General features: G+C 46.0%; 24 protein-coding genes, 1 tRNA gene, 1 other RNA gene and 2 other annotated features. Of the genes, 3 read left to right on the plus strand and 23 right to left on the minus strand.

Features of this window, described 5'->3' with window-relative positions; translation table 11 throughout:
* Positions 1-12: 12 nt before the first annotated feature.
* From OCV70_RS07515 to OCV70_RS07585, 15 genes are all read right to left on the minus strand, one after another.
* Positions 13-624, minus strand: coding sequence for a histidine phosphatase family protein (locus OCV70_RS07515; protein WP_021924963.1), 612 nt, complete (start codon positions 622-624; stop codon positions 13-15).
* Complete coding sequence (gene pheT, locus OCV70_RS07520; RefSeq protein ID WP_021924964.1) at positions 624-3,041, minus strand: phenylalanine--tRNA ligase subunit beta; 2,418 nt, start codon at positions 3,039-3,041, stop codon at positions 624-626. Before pheT ends, OCV70_RS07515 begins: the two co-directional genes overlap by 1 nt.
* Before the next feature lie 53 nt (positions 3,042-3,094).
* Positions 3,095-4,114 (minus strand): phenylalanine--tRNA ligase subunit alpha, encoded by a 1,020-nt coding sequence (gene pheS / locus OCV70_RS07525; RefSeq protein WP_173767240.1) that lies wholly within the window; start codon positions 4,112-4,114, stop codon positions 3,095-3,097.
* A gap of 272 nt (positions 4,115-4,386) precedes the next feature.
* Positions 4,387-4,605: a binding site (T-box leader), on the minus strand.
* Positions 4,606-4,639: 34 nt separating this feature from the next.
* A complete protein-coding gene (locus tag OCV70_RS07530) occupies positions 4,640-5,620 on the minus strand; it encodes a YihY/virulence factor BrkB family protein (protein ID WP_021924966.1) in 981 nt (326 codons plus the stop codon).
* A gap of 173 nt (positions 5,621-5,793) precedes the next feature.
* Entirely contained in the window at positions 5,794-7,053 is a 1,260-nt protein-coding gene (locus OCV70_RS07535) for a SpoIID/LytB domain-containing protein (protein ID WP_207743284.1), read from the minus strand.
* Positions 7,054-7,214: 161 nt separating this feature from the next.
* Positions 7,215-8,273, minus strand: coding sequence for an aldose epimerase family protein (locus OCV70_RS07540; RefSeq protein WP_021924968.1), 1,059 nt, complete (start codon positions 8,271-8,273; stop codon positions 7,215-7,217).
* 21 nt (positions 8,274-8,294) lie between these two features.
* Positions 8,295-8,472, minus strand: a non-coding RNA gene (gene ssrS, locus OCV70_RS07545) — 6S RNA.
* 77 nt (positions 8,473-8,549) lie between these two features.
* Complete coding sequence (gene thrC, locus OCV70_RS07550; RefSeq protein ID WP_021924969.1) at positions 8,550-10,040, minus strand: threonine synthase; 1,491 nt, start codon at positions 10,038-10,040, stop codon at positions 8,550-8,552.
* A 197-nt stretch (positions 10,041-10,237) separates the two neighbouring features.
* Entirely contained in the window at positions 10,238-11,164 is a 927-nt protein-coding gene (locus OCV70_RS07555) for a cell wall hydrolase (RefSeq protein WP_021924970.1), read from the minus strand.
* A 273-nt stretch (positions 11,165-11,437) separates the two neighbouring features.
* A complete protein-coding gene (locus OCV70_RS07560) occupies positions 11,438-13,093 on the minus strand; it encodes a 2-isopropylmalate synthase (protein WP_173767228.1) in 1,656 nt (551 codons plus the stop codon).
* 153 nt (positions 13,094-13,246) lie between these two features.
* Positions 13,247-13,516: a binding site (T-box leader), on the minus strand.
* A 57-nt stretch (positions 13,517-13,573) separates the two neighbouring features.
* Complete coding sequence (locus OCV70_RS07565; protein ID WP_021924973.1) at positions 13,574-13,981, minus strand: serine hydrolase; 408 nt, start codon at positions 13,979-13,981, stop codon at positions 13,574-13,576.
* Between the two features lie 618 nt (positions 13,982-14,599).
* Positions 14,600-14,673 (minus strand) — tRNA-Pro (locus tag OCV70_RS07570).
* A gap of 407 nt (positions 14,674-15,080) precedes the next feature.
* Complete coding sequence (locus OCV70_RS07575) at positions 15,081-15,590, minus strand: Uma2 family endonuclease (protein WP_021924974.1); 510 nt, start codon at positions 15,588-15,590, stop codon at positions 15,081-15,083.
* A gap of 70 nt (positions 15,591-15,660) precedes the next feature.
* Positions 15,661-15,969 carry a DUF2442 domain-containing protein gene (locus tag OCV70_RS07580; RefSeq protein ID WP_021924975.1) on the minus strand — a complete coding sequence of 103 codons (309 nt, stop codon included), beginning with the start codon at positions 15,967-15,969 and terminating at the stop codon, positions 15,661-15,663.
* Between the two features lie 14 nt (positions 15,970-15,983).
* Positions 15,984-16,244, minus strand: a complete 261-nt coding sequence (locus OCV70_RS07585; RefSeq protein WP_021924976.1) for a DUF4160 domain-containing protein — start codon at positions 16,242-16,244, stop codon at positions 15,984-15,986.
* Between the two features lie 190 nt (positions 16,245-16,434).
* Here OCV70_RS07585 and OCV70_RS07590 point away from each other — a divergent pair, with 190 nt between their 5' ends.
* Positions 16,435-16,632, plus strand: a complete 198-nt coding sequence (locus OCV70_RS07590; RefSeq protein WP_021924977.1) for a hypothetical protein — start codon at positions 16,435-16,437, stop codon at positions 16,630-16,632.
* Between the two features lie 2 nt (positions 16,633-16,634).
* Here the strand turns inward: OCV70_RS07590 and OCV70_RS07595 are convergent, their stop codons facing one another.
* The 4 genes from OCV70_RS07595 to leuC all read right to left on the minus strand — a co-directional run bounded on the left by OCV70_RS07595 (position 16,635) and on the right by leuC (position 19,237).
* Positions 16,635-17,102 (minus strand): hypothetical protein, encoded by a 468-nt coding sequence (locus OCV70_RS07595; RefSeq protein ID WP_021924978.1) that lies wholly within the window; start codon positions 17,100-17,102, stop codon positions 16,635-16,637.
* 93 nt (positions 17,103-17,195) lie between these two features.
* On the minus strand, positions 17,196-17,348 hold the full coding sequence (locus OCV70_RS07600) for a hypothetical protein (RefSeq protein WP_207743283.1): 153 nt from the start codon (positions 17,346-17,348) through the stop codon (positions 17,196-17,198).
* Positions 17,349-17,464: 116 nt separating this feature from the next.
* Positions 17,465-17,953, minus strand: coding sequence for a 3-isopropylmalate dehydratase small subunit (gene leuD / locus OCV70_RS07605; protein ID WP_021924979.1), 489 nt, complete (start codon positions 17,951-17,953; stop codon positions 17,465-17,467).
* 15 nt (positions 17,954-17,968) lie between these two features.
* Positions 17,969-19,237, minus strand: coding sequence for a 3-isopropylmalate dehydratase large subunit (leuC, locus tag OCV70_RS07610; RefSeq protein WP_021924980.1), 1,269 nt, complete (start codon positions 19,235-19,237; stop codon positions 17,969-17,971).
* A gap of 240 nt (positions 19,238-19,477) precedes the next feature.
* Here leuC and OCV70_RS07615 point away from each other — a divergent pair, with 240 nt between their 5' ends.
* Positions 19,478-20,359 carry a LysR family transcriptional regulator gene (locus OCV70_RS07615; RefSeq protein ID WP_021924981.1) on the plus strand — a complete coding sequence of 294 codons (882 nt, stop codon included), beginning with the start codon at positions 19,478-19,480 and terminating at the stop codon, positions 20,357-20,359.
* 127 nt (positions 20,360-20,486) lie between these two features.
* Here OCV70_RS07615 and ilvC read toward each other — a convergent pair whose 3' ends face one another.
* The 3 genes from ilvC to OCV70_RS07630 all read right to left on the minus strand — a co-directional run bounded on the left by ilvC (position 20,487) and on the right by OCV70_RS07630 (position 23,353).
* The gene (gene ilvC, locus OCV70_RS07620; RefSeq protein ID WP_117855136.1) at positions 20,487-21,506 is read right to left on the minus strand and encodes a ketol-acid reductoisomerase; all 1,020 of its coding nucleotides are present in this window, start codon (positions 21,504-21,506) and stop codon (positions 20,487-20,489) included.
* A gap of 111 nt (positions 21,507-21,617) precedes the next feature.
* Positions 21,618-22,115, minus strand: a complete 498-nt coding sequence (gene ilvN, locus OCV70_RS07625; RefSeq protein WP_021925577.1) for an acetolactate synthase small subunit — start codon at positions 22,113-22,115, stop codon at positions 21,618-21,620.
* Between the two features lie 158 nt (positions 22,116-22,273).
* Positions 22,274-23,353 (minus strand): tyrosine-protein phosphatase, encoded by a 1,080-nt coding sequence (locus OCV70_RS07630; protein ID WP_021925578.1) that lies wholly within the window; start codon positions 23,351-23,353, stop codon positions 22,274-22,276.
* A gap of 287 nt (positions 23,354-23,640) precedes the next feature.
* On the opposite strand from OCV70_RS07630, the gene OCV70_RS07635 reads away from it, so the two are divergent.
* Complete coding sequence (locus tag OCV70_RS07635; RefSeq protein ID WP_021925579.1) at positions 23,641-24,585, plus strand: AEC family transporter; 945 nt, start codon at positions 23,641-23,643, stop codon at positions 24,583-24,585.
* A 236-nt stretch (positions 24,586-24,821) separates the two neighbouring features.
* Here the strand turns inward: OCV70_RS07635 and OCV70_RS07640 are convergent, their stop codons facing one another.
* The gene (locus OCV70_RS07640) at positions 24,822-26,021 is read right to left on the minus strand and encodes a M20 metallopeptidase family protein (protein ID WP_021925580.1); all 1,200 of its coding nucleotides are present in this window, start codon (positions 26,019-26,021) and stop codon (positions 24,822-24,824) included.
* Positions 26,022-26,140: the final 119 nt, after the last annotated feature.

The following is a 26,140-nucleotide window of genomic DNA, read 5'->3' on the forward strand; positions in this document are numbered from 1 at the left end:
TATCACATATTTTCAGGCGTAAACCTTATCTTCCTCCAGGAATCTGGCTTTGCCATCTTTTACTTCTACTAAATTGATGCTGCAGTTGGGCGGCACGCATCCATGCCAGAAATGCTCCGGATCCTGATACAGATTCTGAAGCAGCGCCCGCACTGCACATCCGTGGGAAGATACCAGCACGGTCTTATCTGCCAGAGAAGGATCCGTGGTTTTCTCCACCCAGAAATCCCTGGTCCGCTTCAGCACATCCTGAATATTTTCCCCATTGTTGGGACGTGGGAATTTCAGAGGATCCTTGAAAAACAGATCAAATTCTCCGCAGTCTGACTCCATGGCATCGCCTTTTCGCATCACATGGCCTTCCAGATCTCCGAAATTAATCTCCTGGATCCGCGCATCCGGTATCGTTGGAACATCCCTGCCCCCAAGTACCAGAGCCGCTGTCTGTCTTGCCCGGGTAAGAGGGCTGGTAAAACAGATGTCAAAATCCACATCCCGCAACACCTCTCCCGTCTTTTTCGCAAGGTCGATTCCCTCCTGTGCAAGAGGAATATCCGCTGCCCCCTGGGCCTTATGCAGATGATTCCAGGGAGTCAGCCCATGTCTTATCACATATAAAAGCATCAGCTTCTCAACTCGATTCCAAGTCCTTCCAGACCATTTAAGATTTTCTTCATTGCTGCAGAAATCTCGCTCTCCTCCAGAGTCTTGTCATGATCACGGAATACAAGGGCATAAGCCATAGACTTGTAGCCGCCTCTGATCTGGCTTCCTTCGTAGATATCAAACAGCTGATAGCTCTCCAGGATCTTTCCGCCGCGCTGTACCAGAATATCCTCGATCTGTCCTGCAAGAACGTGCTTCGGAACCAGCATACTGATGTCACGGGTTACAGCCGGATATTTGGCAATTCCAGTGAACTTGTGGTTGAAGTTTGCAAACTCCAGAACGCTCTTAATATCAATCATTGCAATATATGCACGGTCGCCGATTCCGTAATTGTCAGCAACCAGCGGATGAACCTCTCCAAGGTATCCCACAACAGTGCCTTCATAGATCATGTTGGCCTGTCTTCCAGGATGAAGGAACGCCTTCTTGCTTGCAGGATCATATTCCATTTTCTTCTTCATGCCGATCTTTTCAAAGAATTCCTCGCAAACACCCTTCATGTCAAAGAAATCACCGTTTCCGTACATTCCAAGTGTGAACATGGTTCTCTCATTCGGCAGTTCTGTAAGCGGCAGAGCCTTTGGCAGATAAACATTTCCAAGCTCGTACAGGCGAACGTCTTTGTTTCTTCTGTTGTAGTTGGTTGCAAGGGAAGAAAGCATTCCGTTCAGGGTGCTGGTACGCATGATGCTGTAGTCCTCACCAAGCGGATTGCTGATGGTGATCACCTGGCGGAGCATATCATCCTCCGGGATTCTTAACTTGTCAAATACCTTCGGGCTTTCGAAGGAGTAGGTCATGCCTTCGGAAAATCCGCAGTACTCTGCGATATCTCTTGCAATGTTCTCAATGCGAAGCTTAAATGGCATTTTTCCTGTGGTAGCTTCACCGGACGGTAAAGTAGTCGGGATCTTGTCATATCCGTAGAAACGTGCAACCTCCTCAGCAACATCTGCCATGCAGTGGATATCCTGACGGAAGGTAGGTGCTACGATCTCATTTGTTTCCTCATCATAGGCAAGCTCAATTTTTGCAAGATAGCCAAGCATCTCTTCTTTGGAAAGATTGGTTCCAAGAAGTCCGTTGATGCGGTCTGGCTCAAATTTCACACGGGATGGCTCACTTACTTTGCTGCAGATGTCAACCATTCCTCCAACAACCTCGCCGGCGCCAAGCTCTTCCATCAGCTGGCAGGCTCTGTCGATTGCGGCTTTTGCATTGTTTGGATCAAGGCCTTTCTCGAATTTACCGGAAGCATCTGTACGAAGTCCGATTCTCTTGGAGGAAAGTCTGATGTTGGTTCCGTCGAAGCATGCTGCCTCGAAAAGAACGGTGTGCACATTGTCTGTGATCATGGAGTTCTCGCCGCCCATGATACCAGCGATTCCAACCGTCTTCTCGCCGTCGCAGATCATCAGCACGTTCTCATCCATGGTACGCTCCTGGCCGTCAAGAGTGACGAATTTCTCGCCCTCGCCAGCACAGCGGACAACGATCTCATGGTTTGCAATGGTGTCAAGGTCGTAAGCGTGCATTGGCTGTCCGAACTCTTCCATTACATAGTTTGTAATATCAACCAGGTTGTTGATCGGGCGGATTCCGTTGGAAGCCAGGCAGCGCTGCATCCATTTCGGGGACGGTCCGATCTTTACATTTTTTACCACTCTTGCACAGTAACGCGGGCAAAGCTCCGGTTTCTCTACAGTTACTTTCACGTAGTCGGATGCTTTCTCATCGTTTCCTGTCACCTTTACTTCCGGCGGGCAGAATTTCTTGCCGAAGGTAGCGGCTGCTTCTCTTGCGATTCCAAGAACGCCGTAGCAGTCTACACGGTTGGAAGTAATCTCATATTCAAATACAACGTCGTCAAGTCCAAGTGCCTTGATTGCACTCTCGCCCACAACTGCATCTTCCTGGAAAATATAGATTCCGTATTCCGGAGCTTCCGGATACATGTCGCGGTTGCTTCCAAGCTCTTCGATGGAGCACATCATACCGTTTGACGGAACTCCGCGAAGCTTGCCGGCTTTGATCTTGATTCCGCCAGGTGTCATTTTGCCGTCATGGCCGCCGGCTACACGTCCGCCGTCCAGAACAACCGGAACCTTGTCTCCTTCTTTAACATTTGGTGCACCGGTTACGATCTGAATGGTCTCGCTGCCGATATTTACCTGGCAGATGATCAGCTTATCAGCATCCGGGTGCTTCTCGATCTTCTCGATCTGTCCGATGACGATTTTGTCAAGGTCTGCGTCAAGCTTGGTAAATCCCTCTACCTTTGTACCTGACAGGGTCATTGCATCTGTATATTCCTGTGCGGTTACATCGAGATCCGGCACATACATTTTCATCCAAGATAATGAAGTATTCATTTATTTAATCCTCTTCTCACTTTTTATTTATTAGAGCCTTTTTCAAACATGCTCTAGAACTGTTTCAGGAAACGGATATCGTTCTCATAAAGCAGGCGCATGTCATCGATCTCATATTTCAGAAGGGCAATACGCTCAAGACCTACACCGAATGCAAAGCCTGTGTACTCATCCGGGTCAATGCCGCACATGCGAAGTACGTTGGGATGAACAGTTCCGCAGCCAAGGATTTCAATCCAGCCGGAGCCTTTACAGAAACGGCAGCCTTTTCCGCCGCACTTGAAGCAGGAAACGTCAACCTCTGCACTTGGCTCTGTGAATGGGAAGTGGTGCGGTCTGAATTTGGTTTTTGTCTCAGGTCCGAAAAGCTCTTTGGCAAATACTTCCAGAGTTCCTTTCAGATCTGCAAAGGTAATGTTCTTGTCAATGACAAGTCCCTCGATCTGATGGAAGGATGGAGAATGGGTTGCATCCACCTCATCAGAACGGAATACACGGCCAGGTGCGATCATACGGATTGGCAGCTTGCCTTTCTCCATGGTACGGGCCTGTACCGGGGAAGTCTGGGAACGAAGAAGGATGGAGTCATTGATAAAGAAAGTATCCTGCTCGTCTCTTGCCGGATGGTTCTCCGGGATGTTCAGTTTGGTGAAGTTGTAGTCTGCATACTCCACTTCCGGTCCTTCTACAATCTCATAGCCCATTCCGATGAAAATACGCTCCACCTCTTCCAGGGCGATGCTGTTGGGATGACGATGACCGATTCTGGATTTCTTTGCAGGAAGAGTTACGTCGATGACCTCGGCTTGCATTTTCTCTTCTCTGACTGCTTCCTCTAATTTCTGTCTGGATTCTTCCAGAAGACCCTCGATCTTGGCTCTTGTCTCATTTACAAGCTGTCCTACTTTCGGTCTTTCTTCCGGTGATACGTCCTTCATTCCTTTTAAGATTGCGGTCAGTTCACCTTTTTTTCCAAGATATGCAACGCGCACATCGTTTAACTTGTCCAGGCCTTCGGATTCCTCGATCCGGATTCTGGCGTTCTCAGCCAGTTCCTGAAGTCTCTCTTTCATATCCATGGTTCATTTCTCCTTTATTCTTATGATCTGCCAGAAGAGTGGAAGGAAGGAAAGGAAATCTCGGCATAGCCGATATTTCCTATTGTAAAAGTGGATTGCTCCGCGCTTCGCGCTCCCGCAATCCACCCCATATTCACAATCCGGCCTATCGGCCTACTTGTTCATATGGGGTAGCCTGGGCAATATCTGTGCCTGCGTGCAAGCAAGCTTTCACGCAGGCACAGCTGCTGCCCAGACTTTTACAATAAAAAAGCTCCGTCCCCAGCTAAAGGGACGAAGCATATCCGCGGTACCACCCTGATTCCTGTGTATACAGGCTCTCTCGCCGCTTAACGCGCAGCATCACGTCGCTTCCTACTGAATCTTTCAGAAACGCGGCTCCGGTGCGAAACTCAGAAACTATCTGAACTTAAGGAAGCTTACAGCCGATGACTTCCTCTCTCTGGAAGAAAATAATTTCCTAAAAACACCTTCCTGGCTTTTTCTCTTTTATTACTATGCCACAGGAAAGCAAATCTGTCAAGGGCTTTCTTTTTCTTTCTTTTTGGCTTCGGAGGATTGTGTTTTCTTCTCCGGCACTTTCTCCAGAAGCTTTCTTTTCTCTTTTTCGATTTCTTTTTCCGCTTCCTCGTGCTCCCGGCTTAACATTTCCCGCACAGATGCCTGGGCCAGCCGGAACTGTTTCTCAAAGTAAGAATTGATCTCCGCACCGTACAAAAGCAGGTTCATGCAGATGTACAGCCACAGCATTACCATGATCAGTGCCGTCAGGCTTCCGTACATATTGCTGAAGCCTGGAAACAGCTCGAAATACAGGGAAAAGAAATAGGAAAACAAGGACCATCCCGCTGCGATCAGCACCGCTCCCGGCACCTGGCTTTTGAAGGTTGCCTTGCGGTTGGGAAGCATTTTATACAGAATCAGGAAGATCAGAAACAGGCCGGCAAACACAAGGGCTGTCCTGGCTCCGATCACCTTGCCGATGATTTTTCCCACAAAAGGAATGTATTTCAGCGCCATGGCCTGGATCTGGTTTCCCAGTACCAGAAGAAGGAGGCTGGCAATGATGGCAACGCTGAACATAAAAGTATATACCACTGCATACAGCCGGGTCATCAGCCAGTTACGGGTCTCCTTTACATGGTAAATGGTGTTCAGCCCATTGGTAAGGGACTGCATGGCTTTCCCCGCAGACCACAGTGCCATGATAGCGGAAATAGGCACCACTGCCGTGCTTCTTCCATAAACCTCAGATACAATGGTAAGCACAAAATTCTGTATATTATGGGGCACAAATGCCCGGATGGCCTCGCTGACCATGTTGTACGTCAAAGGCGTGTAACGGATCATAGTTGTAAGAAACAGAATAAACGGAATGAACGACATGATCAGAAAGTACGCAGCCTGGGCTGCATATGCGCCCACATGATCCCCGTTTGCCCGCTGCATGAACCCACGGATCAGCTGGACAACGCTCTGTTTTTCTTTCTTCTTATCCATACAATTGCTCCTGCTGTTACTGCGATAGGCGGTGCAGGACCTGATATAGCAAACATTAAACATCTGCTGCATTTAAGTACCCCTGCCAGTCTATCGCGCAATTTTTTTGTATCATACCATGAAATGGGATTTCTGTCTACTGTCTGCCTGGATATTGCCTGCCATCGGAAAATTTATTCGTACCTGTCCAAGGTAATGTCCCGGAAAAAATATTCCAGGATTTCCTGCCAGCTGTAACCTTCTTTTGCCATCTCATTGGCTGCCGTCTGGCTCATTCCCACGCCATGCCCGAAACCGCCGCCTGTGATTTCCACGCAGCCGCCTTTATTTGCCTTCAACTGAAAATAAGAGCTTGGCAGAAGGCTTCCCCCAGTCACGGTGCTTCCATCTTTTTCCGTGATGGTCTGGCCCTGCGGGGACAAAAATTCCCGGATTTCGTATTCCCCTTCTAACTGCACCGCCTCCTTTTCTGTGGTGATCTGAAGCCCGGTTACGGCACCGCTTTCACTTTTTTTCACCACCTGTATGGATTCCAGGCTTTCACTGCCGGTCAGATTCCTGGTTCTCTCTTCCAGAACCGTCCAGGGAATTGTCACCTTCCAGCTACTCCAGGGAGCGTTCTGATCAAACTCGCATTCCACGCTTTTCAGATAGGAGGATGACGTCCCGCCCCAGATTTCGTCCGTGCTGGTTCTGCCGGATGAGGTGGAAAAATAATAGGCAGTTACTGGCTTTCCGTCCTGGCACATGATCTGGCCGCTGGTTTCTCTTACTGCCTGGCTGGTTTTGTCTGTGGGCGCAATGTTGCCATAGACCTGGAAATTCACGCTGTCATCCACATCTGCCCCGTATTCTTCCTGAAGGCTGCCCTCTTCCATCTGGCATACAGCATAGGTTCTGGCACATACTGCCTGTGCCATCAGGGCCTGGCCTTCGTAGGAGGCCGGCATCTCGCTTGGAACCACGCCTTCCAGGTAGGTTTCCAGGGGAAGTTCATTGATCAGAAGCAAGCCCTGGGGCGTATTTTGAATTTCCAGGGTTCCGTAGTAAACCGGCGGACTCTCCTGTCTTTCTATGGAAGTGATGGTGATTCCCGCTTCTCCGCCGCCCAGGACAAGTTCGCCCTGGGAAAGTTCGGGGGAATCTGGAGTATACTCATAATCTGCTCCGTTTAAATTCAAAGTCACAGAGGAATGATAATAAGATTGATAGCCTGAATCCATGAGAAGCACACGGATTTTTCCTGACAGCGTAGAAAGTCTCTCATCCCCAGATTCAGCAATTTCTGGAAGGTCATCGTTCTCCGTTGCCTCAGCGCTTCCAGTATTCTGCATACCAACCGCCATTCCGCTCTCAATCCCTCCCGCCCCGGCAATTCCCAGCACACATCCTGTCCAGGTTTTCCAGCCTTCTTTTTCCCTGGCGCGGTTCACCTCCGCCGCCTTATGAAACAGCAGCAGCCACCCCAACAGCACAATGAGAAAATAATTAATTTCATAAAAAAATCTGGTCTTCTTCATACAGTAAATATATGAAGAAGACCAGACAAACATGTCCTTATATATGGGAATATTGCCACAGGCAGCCTGTCCTTTTATTTGCGCACGCCAAACTTATATGCAGTAAAGGACTGGTATTTCTCTCCGACTTCCAGTACAGGAGAATGGAAGGTCTCCACATTCACTGCGTTTGGCTCCACCTGTGTCTCCAGACAGAAGCCCTCACGCTTGTTGTAAACATGTCCGTTCTTGCCTTTCTCATCAATGACGAAATTGCCTGCATAGAACTGCACGCACGGACAATCAGAAATTACATCCATCGTAATACCAGATGCCTCATTATAAGCAGATGCGATCACTCTTCTGCTGCCCTTGGCGTAATTGTCGGTCACATAGTTGTGGTCGTAGCCGCCAGTAAACTTCAGCTGCTGGAAATCGGCGTCAATCTCGTCACCAATCTTCTTAGCCTTGTTAAAGTCCATTGGAGTGCCCTCTACCGACGCATACTCACCTGTAGGAATGGAAAATTCATCCACCGGAGTGTAATCCTTGGCATGAATGGTAACATATGTATCCAGAACCTTGCCGCTGCCCTCTCCTGCAAGGTTAAAGTAAGAGTGGTTGGTCATGTTGGCCACGGTTGCCTTGTCGCTGATGCCGCCGTAATAAATCTGGATGGCATTGTCCTCAGTCAGCTCATAAGTAACGGAAACCTCAAACTCTCCCGGAAATCCGTTCTCCCCGTCCGGGCTGACCCTGAAAAAAGTAACTGCATTTTTATCCTGATCGGTATTCTTCACAGTCCAAATCTTCTTCTCGAAGCCATTGGGACCGCTGTGAAGATTGTTGTCATTCTCATTCTTTCCTAACTGATATTCCTGTCCATAAAGGGAAAATTTCGCGCCTCCGATACGGTTGCCGCTTCTTCCGATAATGGCTCCGAAAAAGCATCCGTTCACCTCATACTGCTGAACGTCATCATAGCCAAGCACTACATCTATAAGCCTGCCGTCCTTATCCGGAACAACCACCTTCACAAGGATGGCACCGTAATCCATAACCTCTGCATAAGCGCCCGACTGATTCTCAAGATGATAGAGAGTAATCTCCTCGCCGGAGGTTAATTCCCCAAATTTCTTTGCTGTAACACCCATGTTACCTGCCTCCTGATTCTAAAAAATCCCAGAATGCCGTTCCCTTTCTTTTGACGCCTAGCTTGCCGCTAGGTGGGTATCCTCAACAGGACTTCTGCCTACCACAACGAGAGGTCTGACATCCGCACTGCGATCTTGGATTCCCTTGATGTCAATGTAGGTTCAAAAATAAAAGGGGCCTCGCACATCCCAGGATTCTTTTTTTCTAAAAGTTATTATACTCTAGTATATGCCGTTTTTCAACATAAAATGCAGATTTTTCAGCAGACATTTCCTTTATTTGATTCCGAGAATATCCTTCACGGTCTTCGGCATATCCTCTGCATCCACTACGCGGTCATGAAGAACCGGTGCGGTACGGATATCGTTGACAGCTTTCGGCACTGCTACGCCAGAGAGCTTCTCCAGGGCGTCTGCAAGTCCGAAGTCATCCAGATTCTCATGTCCCTCTGAAATAGCATCCATAACGCTTCTTGTAAATTTGTACGGGCTTGCTGTGGAAGCGATCACTGCCGGAACATCGTCCTTTGTATCTGCCACATATTTCTTATATACGCCTGCCGCAACTGCAGTATGCGTATCAATGACATAATCACTGGCCTTATAAACCTCACGGATGGCATCCTTTGTCTCCTCTTCTGTACAGAAGTTGCCGTAGAAGTCTGCAAGCTGTGCTTTCATCTCAGGTGTAATGGTGTACTCGCCGCCTTTTGACAGTGCTTCCATCAGCTGCGCGCAGGTATCCGGATTCTCGCCTGTAATACGGTAGATCAGACGCTCCAAGTTGCTGGAAATCAGAATGTCCATAGACGGAGAGCTGGTAAGGATGAAATCTCTCTTACGGTTATAAGTACCAGTGGAGAAGAAGTCAAACAATACCTTGTTCTCATTGGATGCACAGATCAGCTTCTTCACCGGAAGTCCCATCTGTTTCGCATAGAATGCTGCCAGAATGTTTCCGAAGTTTCCTGTAGGTACTACCACGTTGATCTCCTGGCCGGCCTGGATCTTGCCCTGGCGGACCAGTGTGGCATAAGCGTATACATAATATACGATCTGCGGAACAAGACGTCCGATATTAATGGAGTTGGCGGAAGAAAACTGGAAGCCTGCATCGGCAAGCTCTGCTGCCATCTCCTTGTCATTGAACATTTTCTTCACTGCTGTCTGGGCATCGTCAAAGTTGCCTGTGATGCCGACTACGTAAGTATTGGTGCCCTTCTGGGTCACCATCTGCTTCTCCTGGATGGGGCTTACGCCGTGCTTCGGGTAAAATACAATAATTCTTGTGCCCGGAACATCCGCAAAACCAGCCAGTGCAGCCTTGCCGGTATCTCCTGAGGTCGCTGTAAGAATGACGATCTCATTTTTCACGTTGTTCTTCTTCGCAGCGGTGGTCATCAGGTATGGCAGAATAGACAGTGCCATATCCTTGAACGCAATGGTCGGTCCGTGGAACAGCTCCAGGAAATATGCACCGTCTGCTTCCTTAAGAGGTGCGATCACATCTGTATCAAATTTCTTATCATATGCACTGTTAATACAGGTTCTTAATTCTTCCTCTGTAAAATCTGTAAGAAGACGGCTCATTACCTGATATGCTGTCTCCTGATAAGACATCTGGGAAAGCTCTTCCATAGAAACATCAAGGGATGGAATGCTTGTGGGTACAAACAGACCTCCATCTTCAGAAAGTCCCTTCAAAATAGCCTGGGAAGCGGTTACCGGCTCCCCTTTTCCTCTGGTGCTCTGGTACATTACCTGCATGTTGTCATTCCTGCCTTTCCTTTATTGTCACAGGGCTAACGCATTTCTCCTGTTCTGGTACAAAATTCTCTTATTTTTTCTATCATTTTGACCTTACAGGTATTATACATACTTCACCGTGCTAAATCAATAGGAAATTTTAAAAAGCCACCCAGGCGGCAGATGCGCCCGGTATGGCTTCCCGTTTTTCCAGAATATTATTTTTTCGCCAGCTGAACATCGGCTTCTTCCCCGGAGTCCTTGATCCCGTCTTTTCCCGAATCATTCTCGTCTGGATAGGTGTAAAATTCGTGAACGCCGTACTTAAACAGCTTCTTAAGGTCTTTATCAAACCAGACCACGTTCTGTTTCTCCGCTGCGGAGCGCTGTATAAAAAACAAAGCTCCCTGGGAGTAGTCCACTCCCTCCAGGGCCTGCTTTACCGCCTCTTTCGTCTCATCTGTGACCGTTACCTCATAGAACCTGCCGTCATAGATGGGGGAAAACTGGGGCACTCCGTTTTTCCGGTCCATGATCACATCCGTAACCGTATTAGGAAATTCCTTGTTTGCCACACGGTTCATAATTACATTGGCAATCAGTACCTTGCCCTTAATATCCTCGGTTCCTGCCTCTGCCTCCACAATATGGAGCAGATTGTCGTAGTCCGAATCGGACATCATCTTGGCACTTGAGGAAACAGACACGGCTGCGTCAAAGCTGTCCACGGTGTCCGCCATGGAATCTCCTACATCCAGCTCGTCCGCATTTCCTGTTACCTTTTTCACACGCTGACCTACCATTACGTTCTCACAGGAGGTTCCGATCCGTGTTACAGCAGATCCGGCCAGAGGGGTATCTGCAACACTTGTCACCATACCTGCAATTCCTGTAGGCAGGGTATACTCCAAAGTTCCCGAAACGATCCCGGCAAGCTCGGTCTCGTTCTCTGCATCCGAAGCTGCGTATACCTGGCTTCGTTCCCCGGACCCTGCTGCCTTTGATCCAACTGCCAAAATCATCGCCAACGCGGCACAGGCACTAAGAGCTACAAAATTATGTATGGGAGAATGATCCGGCTTTTCCAAAGGAATCTTATTATCCTCATCAGTTGTTACATCATGTAAACTTCTTTTTAATTTCATATTCTTCTTTCCTTGCACTTTTGTTATGTTTTGATTTCTTTAATTATTTATTTCGTAACATTTTTGTAATGTATGAGAAAATTATATTTAATAAAGGCTAAAATGTCAAGGTTTTTTTATTACAAATGTATTATACCCTGTGATTTTCTTTCTGGTCAACGCTTTTCCATCGTATTATTCGGACAAAAAAAGCCACCGCAGCTTCCTTTTTCGGGAAAATCTGCGATGGCTTTTCTTCTTATTATAATAATACGACAGCGTCCGTCAATATTTTCAGCGATTGTTGATGGCTGTTACAAGTGCGTCAATGGAGGCACGGATGATATCCGGGTCTACGCCTGCGCCCCATGCCATGGTGCCGTCTGGCTTCTTGATTCCAACATAGGCAATGGCCTTGGAACTGGAGCTGCGCTCTAAGGCATGCTCCTGATATACTTCCAGGGTATATTTCAGCTCGTATGCTTTCTTCAGTGCGTTGCTTACCGCGTCAAGACGGCCGTTTCCAGTGGCTTCTGTTGTAATGGTCCTGCCGTTAAATGTGGAGGTAACCTTAGTTGTGATTCCAACCTCTTTCTGCTGGAAATGAACCTCGTTGATGCTGTACGGCTGTGCCACGTTCTCGAAGGTTTTCTTAAACAGGTCAAAAATCTCATCCGGGTGAAGCTCTTTGTGAAGGTGATCGGAAACACCTTTGGCTGTGTAGCCCATTGCCTCACGCATTTTCGGAGGAAGGTTCAGGCCGTATTTGGTCTCCAGGATGTAGCCTACGCCGCCTTTACCGGACTGGCTGTTGATACGGATAACGTCTGCATCGTAGTTGCGGCCAACATCGGTCGGGTCGATCGGCAGATAAGGAACGGTCCAGCGGTTCGGGTCTTTTTCCTCGATCCAGTGCATGCCTTTTGCGATGGCATCCTGATGGGAGCCGGAGAAGGCTGCAAATACAAGAGCGCCGCTGTATGGGCTTCTCTCTCCTACTGACATTCCCGTGCAGTGCTCGTATACCTCGCAGATATGCGGCATGTCGGAGAAGTCAAGCTTCGGATCAACGCCCTGGGAATACATGTTCATGCCAAGGGTTACAATATCAACGTTACCGGTACGCTCGCCGTTTCCAAATAAGGTTCCCTCAATACGGTCTGCGCCTGCTAAGATTCCCATCTCGGAATCTGCTACGCCGCAGCCTCTGTCGTTGTGCGGATGCAGGGATACGATCACGTTCTCACGGTGCAGCATATGCTTGCACATGTACTCAACCTGGCTTGCGTATACATGAGGCATGGAATGCTCTACGGTTACCGGAAGGTTGATGATGCATTTGTTCTCCGGGGTCGGCTGCCATACATCGATGACTGCGTTGCACACTTCGAGAGCATATTCCGGCTCGGTTCCGGTGAAGCTCTCCGGGCTGTACTCAAACTGGAAGTTTCCTTCTGTCTGCTCAGCCAGCTCTTTTAATAATTTGGCACCGTCTACAGCGATCTTTAAGATTTCTTCTTTGGATTTTTTGAATACCTGTTCACGCTGTGCAACAGATGTGGAGTTGTATACGTGGACAATGGCTTTTGGAGCACCTTTGACTGCCTCAAAGGTCTTGCGGATGATGTGCTCTCTGGCCTGAGTCAGTACCTGGATGGTAACATCCTCCGGGATCAGGTCGCGGTCGATCAGGGTACGAAGGAAGGTATACTCTGTCTCGGAAGCTGCCGGGAAACCAACCTCGATTTCTTTGAAGCCAATTTTTACAAGAAGTTTAAAAAACTCAACCTTCTGCTCCAGGCTCATTGGGATTACAAGTGCCTGGTTGCCGTCACGAAGGTCTACGGAACACCATGTTGGTGCTTTGTCAATGTAGTCCTTCTTTGCCCAGTCCATGCAGGTTTCCGGTGGAAGGTAATACTGTCTTTTGTACTTGCTTGCGTTCATCATTTTTCTGTTCCTCCATATTGTAAATTTAAGATCTGGCTTTTGCGGATTTTTCGTGAATGTCAAATATAATCTGCTTACTTGGGAAAAATATTCTCGTCTTACAGGAAAGCAGTTTCTGTAAACAAAAAAGTCTTCCGCCCCGCACATATCTGTGCAAGAGACGGAAGACATTATGTCCTACGCGGTACCACTCTTATTTCATGAAAAATCATACACTCAACGGATACGGGATCACTCCTTATATCCTCTCCTGGTAACGGTGGAAGCCGTCTGCGTCTACTCTTGCCGACAACCGAAATATGTACGGGCAATTTCAAGCAGCTGCTCCAAGGCGAGTTCTACAGATTCCTTCCGCTGTCTTACACCGACCGACAGCTCTCTGCGCTCTGGTTCCTGTATACTATTCCTTATCAAAGCATTTCTCTTATTATCCTGTGGTTAATACATTAACATTTTTGCCGCATTTTGTCAATGAGAAATTTAAGCGGCCGGTTGGCAGCCATTCAGGTAGTGGTGCACGCCTGTTCCTGTGTGGCCTTTCTGCTTGATGTAATTGTTGATGTAGCTGCAGCCTGCAGAGAAATTTCCCTTTCCGATCACACGGATCAGGGAATTGTAGCTGGTGTTGTCGCTTTCGGTGATCATCTCACGAAGCAGGGTCTTTACGTTGGCAGTCAGGGCGATTCTTTTTTCCCTGACGCTGGCGTAGGTAGCTTCCATGACAAACAGCTTGATGATGCTGGCCGGGTACATGCTGGTGTCGTTGATGGTGAATGAAGTGTTGGTCTTTAAGTCTTTTACATAGACAGACCAGCCGCTGCCGTAGCTGTTCAGTACGGACTGAACGTTTTTCTTCAGGGTGCCAAGGTAGTTTTCCAGTTGGTCCAATTCCGTAGTTCACACCGCCGACCCGATACCATCCGTACTGCTGATGAAGTCTTCCATTCACTTCCCCGAAACAGTAAGTTCCCTTGAAACGTGTGCTGCCAATTCTGGTATCCAGGTCATGAAAGGTTCTTCTTCTGTCAAGCCTTCCCTGGGTATTAAAGTAATAGTATCCAGTGGTGATTTTACATCCCTTCGGAGTCTGCAGATGAACAATTCGTCTCAAATAATTGAGTCTCTTGAAATTCACTTTACTGCAGTTAAGATACCATTGTGTTCCATCCAAAGTCAGGGTTCCGCTATATTTCTCATTTACCTTGACTTTCCAGGTGGTCGTGTTCTTGGTGGCTGCCTGCGGTGTTGCTGTTGGCATGAAAAACAGAACCGTAAGCAGCGCAGCCAGACCCACAAACCACTTTTTCCATTCCTCTCCTGTAAAATATGTATACGAACCATATTTTACCGCAAAGAAATAGAAATTTTAATTTTTCTCGAGAATTTTCGACATTTTTAGTAATTTTTCGTTACGATCTACTGACAGCATTTTTGTTTTATGTAATTTTAGAAAATAAAAAAGAACCTGAAGTCAACTGCTCCAAGTTCTTACATCTCTGCTTCTAATCGGGGCAACAGGATTTGAACCTGCGACCTCACGGCCCCCAGCCGTGCGCGCTACCAAGCTACGCCATACCCCGAAACGATTAATAGTATATCAAATTCCAAATAAGATTGCAACTATTTTTTTCAAAACATTAAATATTTTTACATAAAACGTGAAGCCCATTCCTGGAGCTTCACGTTTTATAGTTGATGTCATGGGACAAACCGCCACATTCTCAAAAGGGGCAAAACGCCCATCCTCCAACCTCACACTATCCAATTATCAAGGAGAATTTCAAAATCAATAAAACTACAATTTTATTCAGTCAAAAGCCGCATTTTTTCGCTCCATATATCTGTTTCTTAATTCCTGAAATTCTTTTCCGTCAATCCCTTTCCAATCACCTCCATCATTCTGCCATGTCAATAAATTGCTATTGGCGGCTTAAATGGCTGTGGCAATTCCGCCTACCATATTTGCTGCTGCCTTTGTTACAAGTCACTAATCAATTTCATCAAATAATTCGTCAAAAGTAATCTTTATCTTGGGAAAATGTAATAATTGTAACTCGTCTTTGTTTTCTTCCGTAATCGTTTTTAAAAGGTAGTATTTTGGAGTCTCTCCCTCATAGTCCAGCTCATAAATTTCAACTGTTCTTTTACGCCAGTCAACAATCCAATATTCTTCAATCTCCTGCTCACAATACAACTGCATTTTCTCTGTTCGGTCATAATTTTCTGTTGATGGTGACAAAACCTCCATAACAAAACGCGGCGCATCTGTAAATGTATTTCCACGCCTTGATTTTGTACGGCAATTTATGGAAGCATCAGGCATTACAATCTTGTCCCTACCCTGATTATCTTTGAAACGATATTGAACATTATCCGAATATACATAACATGTACTGTTTCTTAACTGGTGTCTGACTGCTGCAACAAAGTTTACAATTACAGAAGAATGTTCTGGCGAAGCTCCTGCCATATCTGTTATTTTAAGATTCCAATCCATATTTCCACATCCCTTTTCGTTTTTGATAACATAAATATTTATTTGTGTCTGTTTTATTGTATTGAAGTTTCTACATTTCAGGAATATCCGGGACGATTGGACATTCAAAAATTGTCATGGGATCAATATCAATACACTCATACTCATTCCGCTTTCCAGCTATGTCCCACGCAACTGTCCCATTCAATACGGTCAGCGTATTTTTAAATACTGTTTCATCCTCGATCTTCTTGAAAATACCGCCTTGCTTTATCAGCGGCTTAACATCAAATTCTCTTACGCTTCCATCATTCATATAGGCATAGACTGTATAGTTTTCTCCTGCCACTGCCTGGTAAACTTCTGGATAGAATCGTTGATCAAGTTTATTATCACCCATTCCATTCACCCCTTTTAGATTAACGGATTTATTCTGTTTAATGGCTTGCCATCCTTTGACAATTCCCAGTTCTGCATTAATTCGTCTTTATGGATTTCCGTCCATGCCAGAACAAATTTCAGCTGACGGCTGGGTAAATAACCTTCACTGATTACTCCATCTTCTATCAATACCACAGCTTTATTATTTCCGTATTGTGCATGAAAATGTGGCGGATTGTGATCGTTCCAATCCATCGTAATGCGTATTCCATAAAATAAACTAATCTCAGGCATTGGATAATCCCCCCTTATATTGAATGCAATTATTTATTTTAGTCTACTCTATTATAACATCATTCCCATTGATTAGAAAAGTAATTTTTATCCGCCTCCTGTATTGGTATAATTTACTATCGATTTTGCCCGGTTTGCGGTATAATTAGGGTACTGCCACTAATTCTTATACCATTACAGGAGGTTTATTATGGACGCTAATTCAGTACTTATTGACGCATTAGATTCATATTCACTGAATCTTGGAGATTACAAAGGGGACACTGCTGCTATAGCCAATGCCATTTCTAAATGTAAAGATTATCTATCACATAATACTGTCACTACCGATTGGGTAAAAAGGAACTGGGGTAACAGGCTGAATATTATATTTTATCCCCTTATATAGAGCTATTTAAAACGTTTCCTAATTTCCTCCATTGAGTTAAAAACATGGAAATCTGTGCCGTTTCGGATTCGCTCCACAACACGTTTTTGTCTGTCTGTTAATGGCTCTTTATAGCCGTGGTCTTTGATTGTAAATGCCGCCATCTTTCTTGCTTCCTTCGTAGCATCTACTTTATAATCCCTGACTGTCCACTCTTTTCTTGGTTTAGGGTTGCGGAAATTCCGTATGATGTAACCGAAATACTCCGTAAACGGCACATCCTTTGGGATTTCCTCACCTATGTGTTTATACTTTTGGAGGCAATCTAAATGCCGCCACATGTCCTTATCATATTGCTCAAGCTCTTTTTCTAGCTCTTTTAATTCGGCATCTGATAAATCGTCTATTTCTCTTCGGTTGTCGATTATTTGGATGGGTGGTTCTGCCACAACTTCTGTGTTACTTGTTTCTAATTTCTTATTTTCTTTCATTGGTTGATCCTCTCTTTTCTGTTTTTGCCTTTTATGTTTTGTCCAAGAGAATCGTTTTTCCTATTATTTTCTTTCACCAAAAACTCGAATCACTTAAATTATTTCAATCTTAAATGGGTACGAGAAAATTATTTTTAATTTTTCTTCTGAGGTCAAATTTTTGCACTCAGGCATTGTTCTTATTTTATCCGCAAATTTGTAAATTTCTTCTATGTTTGCGATTATTGCTTTTTTCGTTTCCGCCATTTTTCTCCTTATAGAAAAAGACCTTGCGCCTAGTAAAACTAGGTACAAGGTCAATATGTGAGGCTGTGGAATTTGCCCCTTAACAGGATATTTTACTTTGCCTGTTGACAAAAATATCAGTGCTGTGCATTAATATAATTTACAAGTCCCTCTGCCTTAATAATCTTCTGCATAAACTCCGGGAAGGCCTGACCCTTGAACTGGGTTCCTTTGGTACGATTGTAGATCATACCAGAGTCGAAATCCACTTCCACCTGATCTCCGTCATCAATTCCCTTGCTCGCTTCCGGGCACTCGATGATCGGAAGTCCGATATTGATGGCATTTCGGTAAAAAATTCTGGCAAATGTCTCAGCGATTACACAGCTTACACCAGCTGCCTTGATAGCGATAGGCGCATGCTCACGGGAGGAGCCACAGCCAAAATTCTTGCTTGCTACGATAATGTCACCCTTCTGCACTCTCTTCACGAAAGTGTTGTCGATGTCTTCCATACAATGGGTTGCCAGTTCAGCCGGATCTGAGGAATTCAGATAACGGGCCGGGATAATAACGTCTGTATCTACATTGTCTCCATATTTAAATACTCTGCCTTTTGCCTGCATGATGGGTACTCCTCCTTATAATCCTAATTCTTCCGGTGCACAAATATATCCGGTTACAGCACTTGCAGCGGCTACTGCCGGGCTTGCAAGATAAACTTCAGAATCCACATGTCCCATGCGGCCTACAAAGTTACGGTTGGTAGTGGAAATGCAGCGCTCTCCTGCCGCAAGAATTCCCATGTATCCGCCAAGACACGGTCCGCAGGTCGGTGTGCTTACCACTGCGCCAGCCTCAATAAAGATCTTCAGAAGACCCTCTTCCATTGCCTGCAGGTAAATAGCCTGAGTAGCCGGGATCACGATGCAGCGAAGTCCTTTCTTCACTTTGCGTCCCTTCAGAATCTCTGCGGCAACACGAAGGTCATCAATACGGCCGTTTGTACAGGAACCAATCACAGACTGATCCACAACAACTGGCTCTTTGATCTCGGAAATGGTCTTGGTATTCTCCGGTAAATGCGGGAACGCAACTGTCGGCTCAAGTGTACTGAGGTCGATGGTATACTCAGCCTCATAAACAGCATCCTCATCTGCTTCATATGCAGAAAACGGACGTTTGGAATGCTCTTTCATGTATTCAATGGCAAGGTCGTCAACCGGAAAAATTCCGTTCTTTCCGCCTGCCTCGATAGCCATGTTGGCAATTGTGAAACGGTCATCCATAGACAGGTTCTTAATGCCCTCGCCTACGAACTCCATAGATTTGTAAAGGGCTCCGTCTACACCGATCATTCCGATAATATGAAGGATCACATCCTTACCGCTTACCCATTTCTTAGGTTTGCCCACAATATTGAATTTGATTGCGGACGGAACCTTGAACCATGCTTTACCGGTAGCCATTCCAGCTGCCATATCAGTACTTCCAACACCTGTGGAAAATGCTCCGAGAGCTCCGTATGTACAGGTATGGGAGTCTGCTCCGATGATCACATCGCCAGCTACCGTCAGGCCTTTCTCCGGAAGAAGGGCATGCTCGATTCCCATCTGTCCTACATCAAAATAATTGGTAATATCGTGACGACAGGCAAATTCACGGACACATTTGCAGTGTTCTGCAGACTTGATATCTTTATTTGGAATAAAATGATCCATAACAAGTGCAATTTTATCTTTATCAAATACAGTATCTACGGTCATCTTATCCATCTCATGGATTGCAACCGGAGAAGTAATATCATTTCCAAGAACAAGATCAAGCTGTGCCTCTATAAGCTGTCCTGCTTCTACATGATCCAGGCCTGCATGAGCCGCCAGAATCTTCTGAGTCATTGTCATTCCCATTTTTATATTCCTCCTAGTTATTGTATAATGGTATGATACCAAGGGCAAAAGGTCAAAAAGCCTTTTGACCCCAACATCATGGTATTTTTCAGCAAATATATACCGCGAGGTGATTCTTTCCTTCTTTATCACTGTATGTTGCTATTTTAGCACATTCTCTGTTATAATAACAATACATATTAATCATATTTATTATAACCAGTAGTTATATTAATATGAATAAAAAAGGGAGAATCACATATGCAGGAAAATCTATCGCTTTATTATATTTTCTATATAGTCAGCCGCACAGGAAATATTTCCCAGGCTGCCAAAGAGCTATACATCAGCCAGCCGGCTATCAGCCGCGCCATCAAAAAATTAGAAGATAATCTGGACACTATTCTTTTTAAGCGCAGCTCCAGAGGTGTCACTCTCACTCCGGACGGACAGCTTCTGTATGAAAAAGTAAAAGCAGCCTTCGAGCTTCTTTCGGAAGGAGAAGACTCCATTTTGCACAATCGTTCCAGGGAAATTCCAAGACTGCGTATTGGTGCCAGCACCACACTGTGTAAATATGTGCTGATGCCAAGGCTGAAAAATTTTATTTCTGCAAATCCGCAGATGCGCATTACTATTTCCTGTCAGTCTACTTACCAGACACTGCGCCTTCTGGAGGAAGACAGAATTGATATTGGTCTTATTGGGCGTCCCGGAAAATTATCCGGATGTGAATTTCTTCCTCTGCTGCAGATCCAGGATACCTTTGTAACTACAAAGCAATATCTGGAAAATCAGCACAGGCTTTTCCCTTTGGAGCCTCTGTCCCATACTGCAACCTTCATGCTTCTTGATGAACAGAATATTACAAGGCAGTCTGTAAATATCATGCTTCACGACCATCAACTTCAGCTTGGACATATTCTGGAGGTTTCATCTATGGATCTTCTGATCCAGTTTGCCCAGGTAGGTCTTGGAATCGCATGCGTGATCAAGGAATTTGTGCAAAAAGAGCTGGATGAGGGTGCCCTTGTTGAGGTACCGCTGGGACTTATATTCCCCTCCCGTGAAATCGGCTTTGTTTGCCGCAGTGGAGCAAAAGCACAGGAGCTGGTGACATCCTCCCAAAGCCTGTTCATATAATTTGATGATACCAGGGTCAAAAGGTCAAAAAACCGATGCAATGTTTTGAATGTAACAGGAAATTACACCATGAAGCTTCTGTTATATAAAAAAATCCGGGTCGCCCCGGATTTCTTTATAGTTAAAATTAGTTGTTGATCAGCTTATCTTCGCCGTTCCAGCTGTAAAGCTTACGAATCTCTTCGCCAACCTTCTCTGATGGATGCTCAGCAGCTTTCTTTCTCATGGCTTTGAAGTGAACCTGACGTCCAGCTGGGCTCATGTCAAGCAGGAACTCTTTTGCAAAAGTACCGTCCTGAATGTCGGAAAGGATCTTCTTCATAGTCTTCTTGGTCTCTTCTGTGATAAGCTTCGGTCCTGTGATGTAATCGCCGTACTCAGCTGTGTTGGAGATAGAGTATCTCATTCCAGCGAAGCCTGACTGATAGATCAGGTCTACGATCAGTTTCATCTCATGGATGCACTCGAAGTAAGCGTTTCTTGGGTCGTAGCCAGCCTCGCAAAGAGTCTCAAAACCAGCCTGCATAAGTGCGCAAACACCGCCGCAAAGAACTGCCTGCTCACCGAAAAGGTCTGTCTCTGTCTCTGTACGGAAGGTTGTCTCAAGAACACCAGCTCTTGCTCCGCCAATACCAAGTGAATATGCAAGTGCAACGTCAAGAGCTTTTCCTGTGTAATCCTGCTCAACAGCTACCAGACACGGAACACCTTTGCCTGCCTGATACTCACTTCTTACTGTATGTCCAGGTCCCTTAGGAGCGATCATGGTAACATCTACGTTCTTCGGCGGAACGATACATCCGAAATGGATATTGAAGCCATGAGCGAACATAAGCATGTTGCCTTCCTCAAGGTTTGGCTCGATATCTTTCTTGTACATATCAGCCTGTTTCTCATCATTGATCAGGATCATGATGATATCAGCTTTCTTTGCAGCCTCTGCTGCTGTATATACTTTAAATCCCTGCTCTTCAGCTCTCTTCCAGGATTTGCTGCCTTCGTAAAGACCGATAATGACATCGCATCCGGACTCCTTCAGGTTCAGTGCGTGAGCATGTCCCTGGCTGCCGTAGCCGATAATTGCGATTGTTTTTCCATCTAATAAAGAGAGATTACAATCTTCCTGGTAAAAAATTCTTGCTGACATTTTCGTTTCCTCCTACTGTATTAAAACTTAAAAATATATATCGTTAAGGGAATAGATATGCATATTCCGTGTATGTATATTCATTCTCCAAAATACGCACCCCTTAGCAAACTATAAGAACTTCACTCCGTGAGAGCCTCTCTCAAGTCCCATAACACCGGCTCTGGCCAGCTCTAAGATCTCGTAGTCTCCCATCAGATCAATAAATGCTTCCAGCTTGGTCTTGCTGCCTGTCATCTCTACGATCAGGGAATCCTTGCTTACATCCACAACCTTAGCGCGGAAAATATCTGCAATAGAAACAATTCCCTGGCGCTGCTCCGGTGCTGCCGCAACCTTCACAAGAACGGTCTCGCGGACTACGCTGTCTGCCGGGTCAAGGACCTTGATATCCCTTACATCCACAAGCTTGGCAAGCTGTCTCACGATCTGGTCGAGAATGGCATCATCCCCGCTGCACACCACAGTAATACGGGTGTAATTCACATCTGCTGTAACTCCAGCAGTGATACTGTCAATATTATAACCACGACGGCTGAACATTCCGGCAACCCGGCTGAGCACGCCTGAAGTGTTGTCAACTAATAATGATAAAATCTTATTCTGCATAAAATAATCCTGCTTTCGTGCTTCAGATTGATATGCTTACCATTATAACAATTTAATTTTTTTTGTCAATGCTACACACTAAAAAAATTTTAATGTTTTATTGTATTAAAGCATATTTATACATAATTATACCGTTCCAAAGAGGCTTCTGCAATTTTTCAGATCAGATATTTGTTCTGCATATCGGAAACGGTCTTTGGATTCAGGTACAATCCCCTGCGCAAAAAGCGCTCCACCTTGCCATACTCTGCATAGATGGCTGCAAACAGCCGGTCCAGATATTCTTCCTTTACCTTAAACAGCGCGGATACCTTGTTTACATTATCAATGCTGTCCAGCTTATTGGCCTCCAGGTAGCGGAGCATATAATCCAACTCTCCTGCCAGACAGATATTGGAGCGCATAAAATCCTCCCGGATCTCGTCCCTGTGCACCCCAAGAACGCATAGAAGAAGGGCTGTCATCACCCCTACCCGGTCTTTTCCAAGACTGCAGTGCCATAATACAGCACCGTTATCATGGTGGAAAAGCACATCCATAAATCTGGCGCACTGCTTCACGGAATACTGATCCTTCACGAAATTCTCGTACTGCTTCCCGATCAAAGCCTCAATGTCCCCGTCATATTCCAGGATCTGGCGAAGCCTTGTGCTTCCCTGTAAAATGCCAAGGGTACTTTCCGGCATGTCCGCAACAGTCTCCTCATCGATCATGGGGATGTGATAATATTCCACCCCCTTCATCACGGCATCCGGCTTTTCCTTTTTCTCCGTCTGGTCCCGAAGGTCGATCACAGTCTTCAGGCGATAATCCTCCAAAAGAAGGTTCTGATCCTGCAAAGAAGCGTGATACAGGTTTCCGCTTCGAAGAAGCCTGCGGGGAATAATATGCCGTCCGTCCTTTGTGGCAAGGGCGCCAAGGTCCCTTGTATTGGGCAGGTTCAGAAGCGGCAGCCTGCCCCCTCTTGGAAAGCCGGTGGCCATGTCCGGATTCAATATTTTCAAAAGGCGTAGGCAGTCCTGGGCCTCATGCTCTGTCATCTCAAAACGATATCGTTTCTTTCTTCTGGTTATGATCACAAGATAATTGGAAATCATCTGCTTCACAGCAGCTTCTGCGTTTTCGCCTTCCCGATGGATGTATGCCCAGACAATGTCCCTGCATGGGAGATTGTTCTGTATCATATGCCTGAGAAAGATCAGGTTGCCATCTTCTATGCGAATTTTACCGTATCTCATAATTTTCCTCCATTCGTCCCCCCGTTTGTTATAAGATACCACAGAAAACAATATTTGACAATTATAGGAAAGGGTTTATAATCAAAAAAGATATTTCGCAGTTACTGTTCATAGGTAATATTCCGCGAGGTGTTTTTTGTGAACAAAGTTCACAGAAAACCCGAGGATTGCGGCGCGAAATCATGTTTTGCATGATTTCTGTGCATCGCGAAGCGTGTTACTGGGCACGGAGTGAACAGTAACATTTCGCACTTTATTGCGGCAATTTCAGAAAGGTGTTTTTGATTATGGAAAATCTGGTTTTTTGTCTTAATGCTACTATCCCTATTTTTATAACCTTAATGCTGGGATATCTTTTTCGGAAAATTGGACTTTATGATGACTCCTTTGTGTCCCAGATGAACAAGTTCGCATTTAAGGTTGCCCTGCCTGCCATGTTGTTTCTGAACATTGCAGAGGCAGATTTCTATGAAGTGTGGGACACCAAAATGGTCGTCTTCTGCTTTGTGGCTACGTTTTGCAGCATCGCCATTTCCATTGGGCTTTCCTTCCTTTTGAAGCCCAGGGATATCCAGGGGGAATTCGTACAGTCCTCCTACAGAAGCAGCGCCGCCATTCTGGGAATGGCTATTATCCAGAACCTTTACGGGAACGTGGGAATGGCTCCGCTTATGATCATTGCCAGCGTGCCTCTTTACAATGTGATGGCAGTTGCGGTGCTTTCCTTTCTGAAGCCGGGAAGCCATGGGATGAGCCGGCAGATGGTTATGAGGACCCTGAAAGGAATTGCTGCCAACCCGATCATTCTGGGAATTGTGACAGGGCTTGTGTGGTCAATGCTTCGCCTGCCCCTTCCAACCATTCTTTACAATACAGTAAACAATCTGGGAAAAACAGCGACGCCTCTTGGTCTTATGGCAATGGGCGGTGCCCTTCATTTTGGAAAAGTATTTTCACGGCCGAAGGCGACCATTGCATGTACTTTCTTGAAGCTGGTTGGATTCTGCGCCATCTTCCTTCCTATTGCCATCCATCTTGGGTTCACCCATGACAAGCTGGTTTCCATTTTGATCATGCTTGGCTCTGCCACCACAGTGACCTGCTACATTATGGCGAAAAACATGGGACATGAGGGTTCCTTTTCTTCCAGCGTGATCATGCTCACCACCCTGCTCAGTTCTTTTACACTTACAGGATGGCTGTTTATCTGCAGAAGTCTGGGGCTGATTTAATAACATAGAAAACAGAATATTTTTAAATCTAGGTGTTATTTCATAACAATATTATTAAAAAGCCCGTGCATGTATCATTGAGCTATACATGCACAGGCTTTTCTTATCTCGATATTGACTTATCTGCATTTTCATATACCGCAAAACGGGGCGTGCAGATTGCTGGAATGATTTTGGGAGCACGCGCCAGAGCGTACTCCCACAGCTGCCGACCCCATTGGTTTCTCTTTGCCGAATCAGTTCTCTTCTTCCCTGGAAATTCCCGCAAGGATTTCGTACAAAGCTTCCAGACTATAAGGCAGCACCGCCTCGTCAATCTGGAATTTGGGATGGTGAAGGGGATAGGTTTTTCCTGGAATCCCAGCGAGAAATACGCTGAAAAGTCCCCTGGATTTCTGGAAATACCTGTAGGCATTATCCCCGGACAAAAACAGCTGGTTCTCATCTTCCAGGATAAAATGTTCCCCAAATACCTTTTTCCCGGCGGCAGCGGCAATCCGGGTAAGGCTGGCATCATTGGCAAAAGGAAGCACCGCAGGCTTAGGATATTCGATCTCAATCCTGGTTCCGGTACGCTTCTCAATTTCCTGCAAAACTGCCTGCATTTTCTCATCCAAAGCCTGATAGTCCTCTTCATAGGCAGCCCGGATGTTTCCCCGCAGGGTCACAAGATCCGTGATAATATTGGAATACTCCCCGCCATGAAAGGTTCCGATTCCCACCAGACAGGGACCTTTTCCCTGATAGGTTTCGTTCAGGTCATGAAGCGCCTGCACCACCAGCGAGGCGGCATAAATGCTGTCGATTCCCTGGGATGCCTGGCACCAGTGGCTGGACTTTCCGTGAACCCGGATTTCCATGCCGTTGATCATGGCTGACGCCTGTCCTTCATGAACCGCCATTCCAAAGGGCATATCCACTGCATAGTGGAACATCAGAAAGGCATCCGGCTTCGGCTCAAGGGCCCCAGCAGACAACATTCTCTTCGCCCCTTCTCCAATCTCTTCCGCAGGCTCAAAAAGGAACCGCACCTTTACAGGAAACTGCTCTTTCTCCTTTGCAAGGATTTTCGCCAGGATCAGGGCCGTTGCCACAATCCCGTCATGGCCGCAGGCGTGCATGACGCCTTCTCGCTCAGATGCAAAGGGAAGTCCGGTCTGCTCCTGTATGGGAAGGGCATCCATCTCCGACCGGAGCACTACCTGCTTTTTGTCTGCAAAGGCGGCAGTCTCCTGGCAGGGGTGCTCTGCAATCCATCCTGTAGGTTCTACCTTAGTCAGTCGATAGCCCAGTTTTTCCAGATAATCACGGATAAACGCCGAGGTCTCAAATTCCTGCAGGCCCAGCTCCGGGTGTCTGTGAAGATGGCGGCGTATTTCGATCAGTTCTTTCTCGTATGGTTCAAATCTGCGCTGGTACTTTGTATTTTCCGGCATTCTAAATCCTAAACCTTTCTTTTGAGTCGCGTACACTAGAGCGTGTTTGAAAAACATTCTAAGTTGTTCATTTTAACCAAATTAATATTGAGGCAATGCATATAATTCCTAAGAAGGTT

It is taken from the genome of Blautia acetigignens (genome assembly GCF_025566865.1).
Taxonomy (GTDB): domain Bacteria; phylum Bacillota; class Clostridia; order Lachnospirales; family Lachnospiraceae; genus Blautia_A; species Blautia_A acetigignens.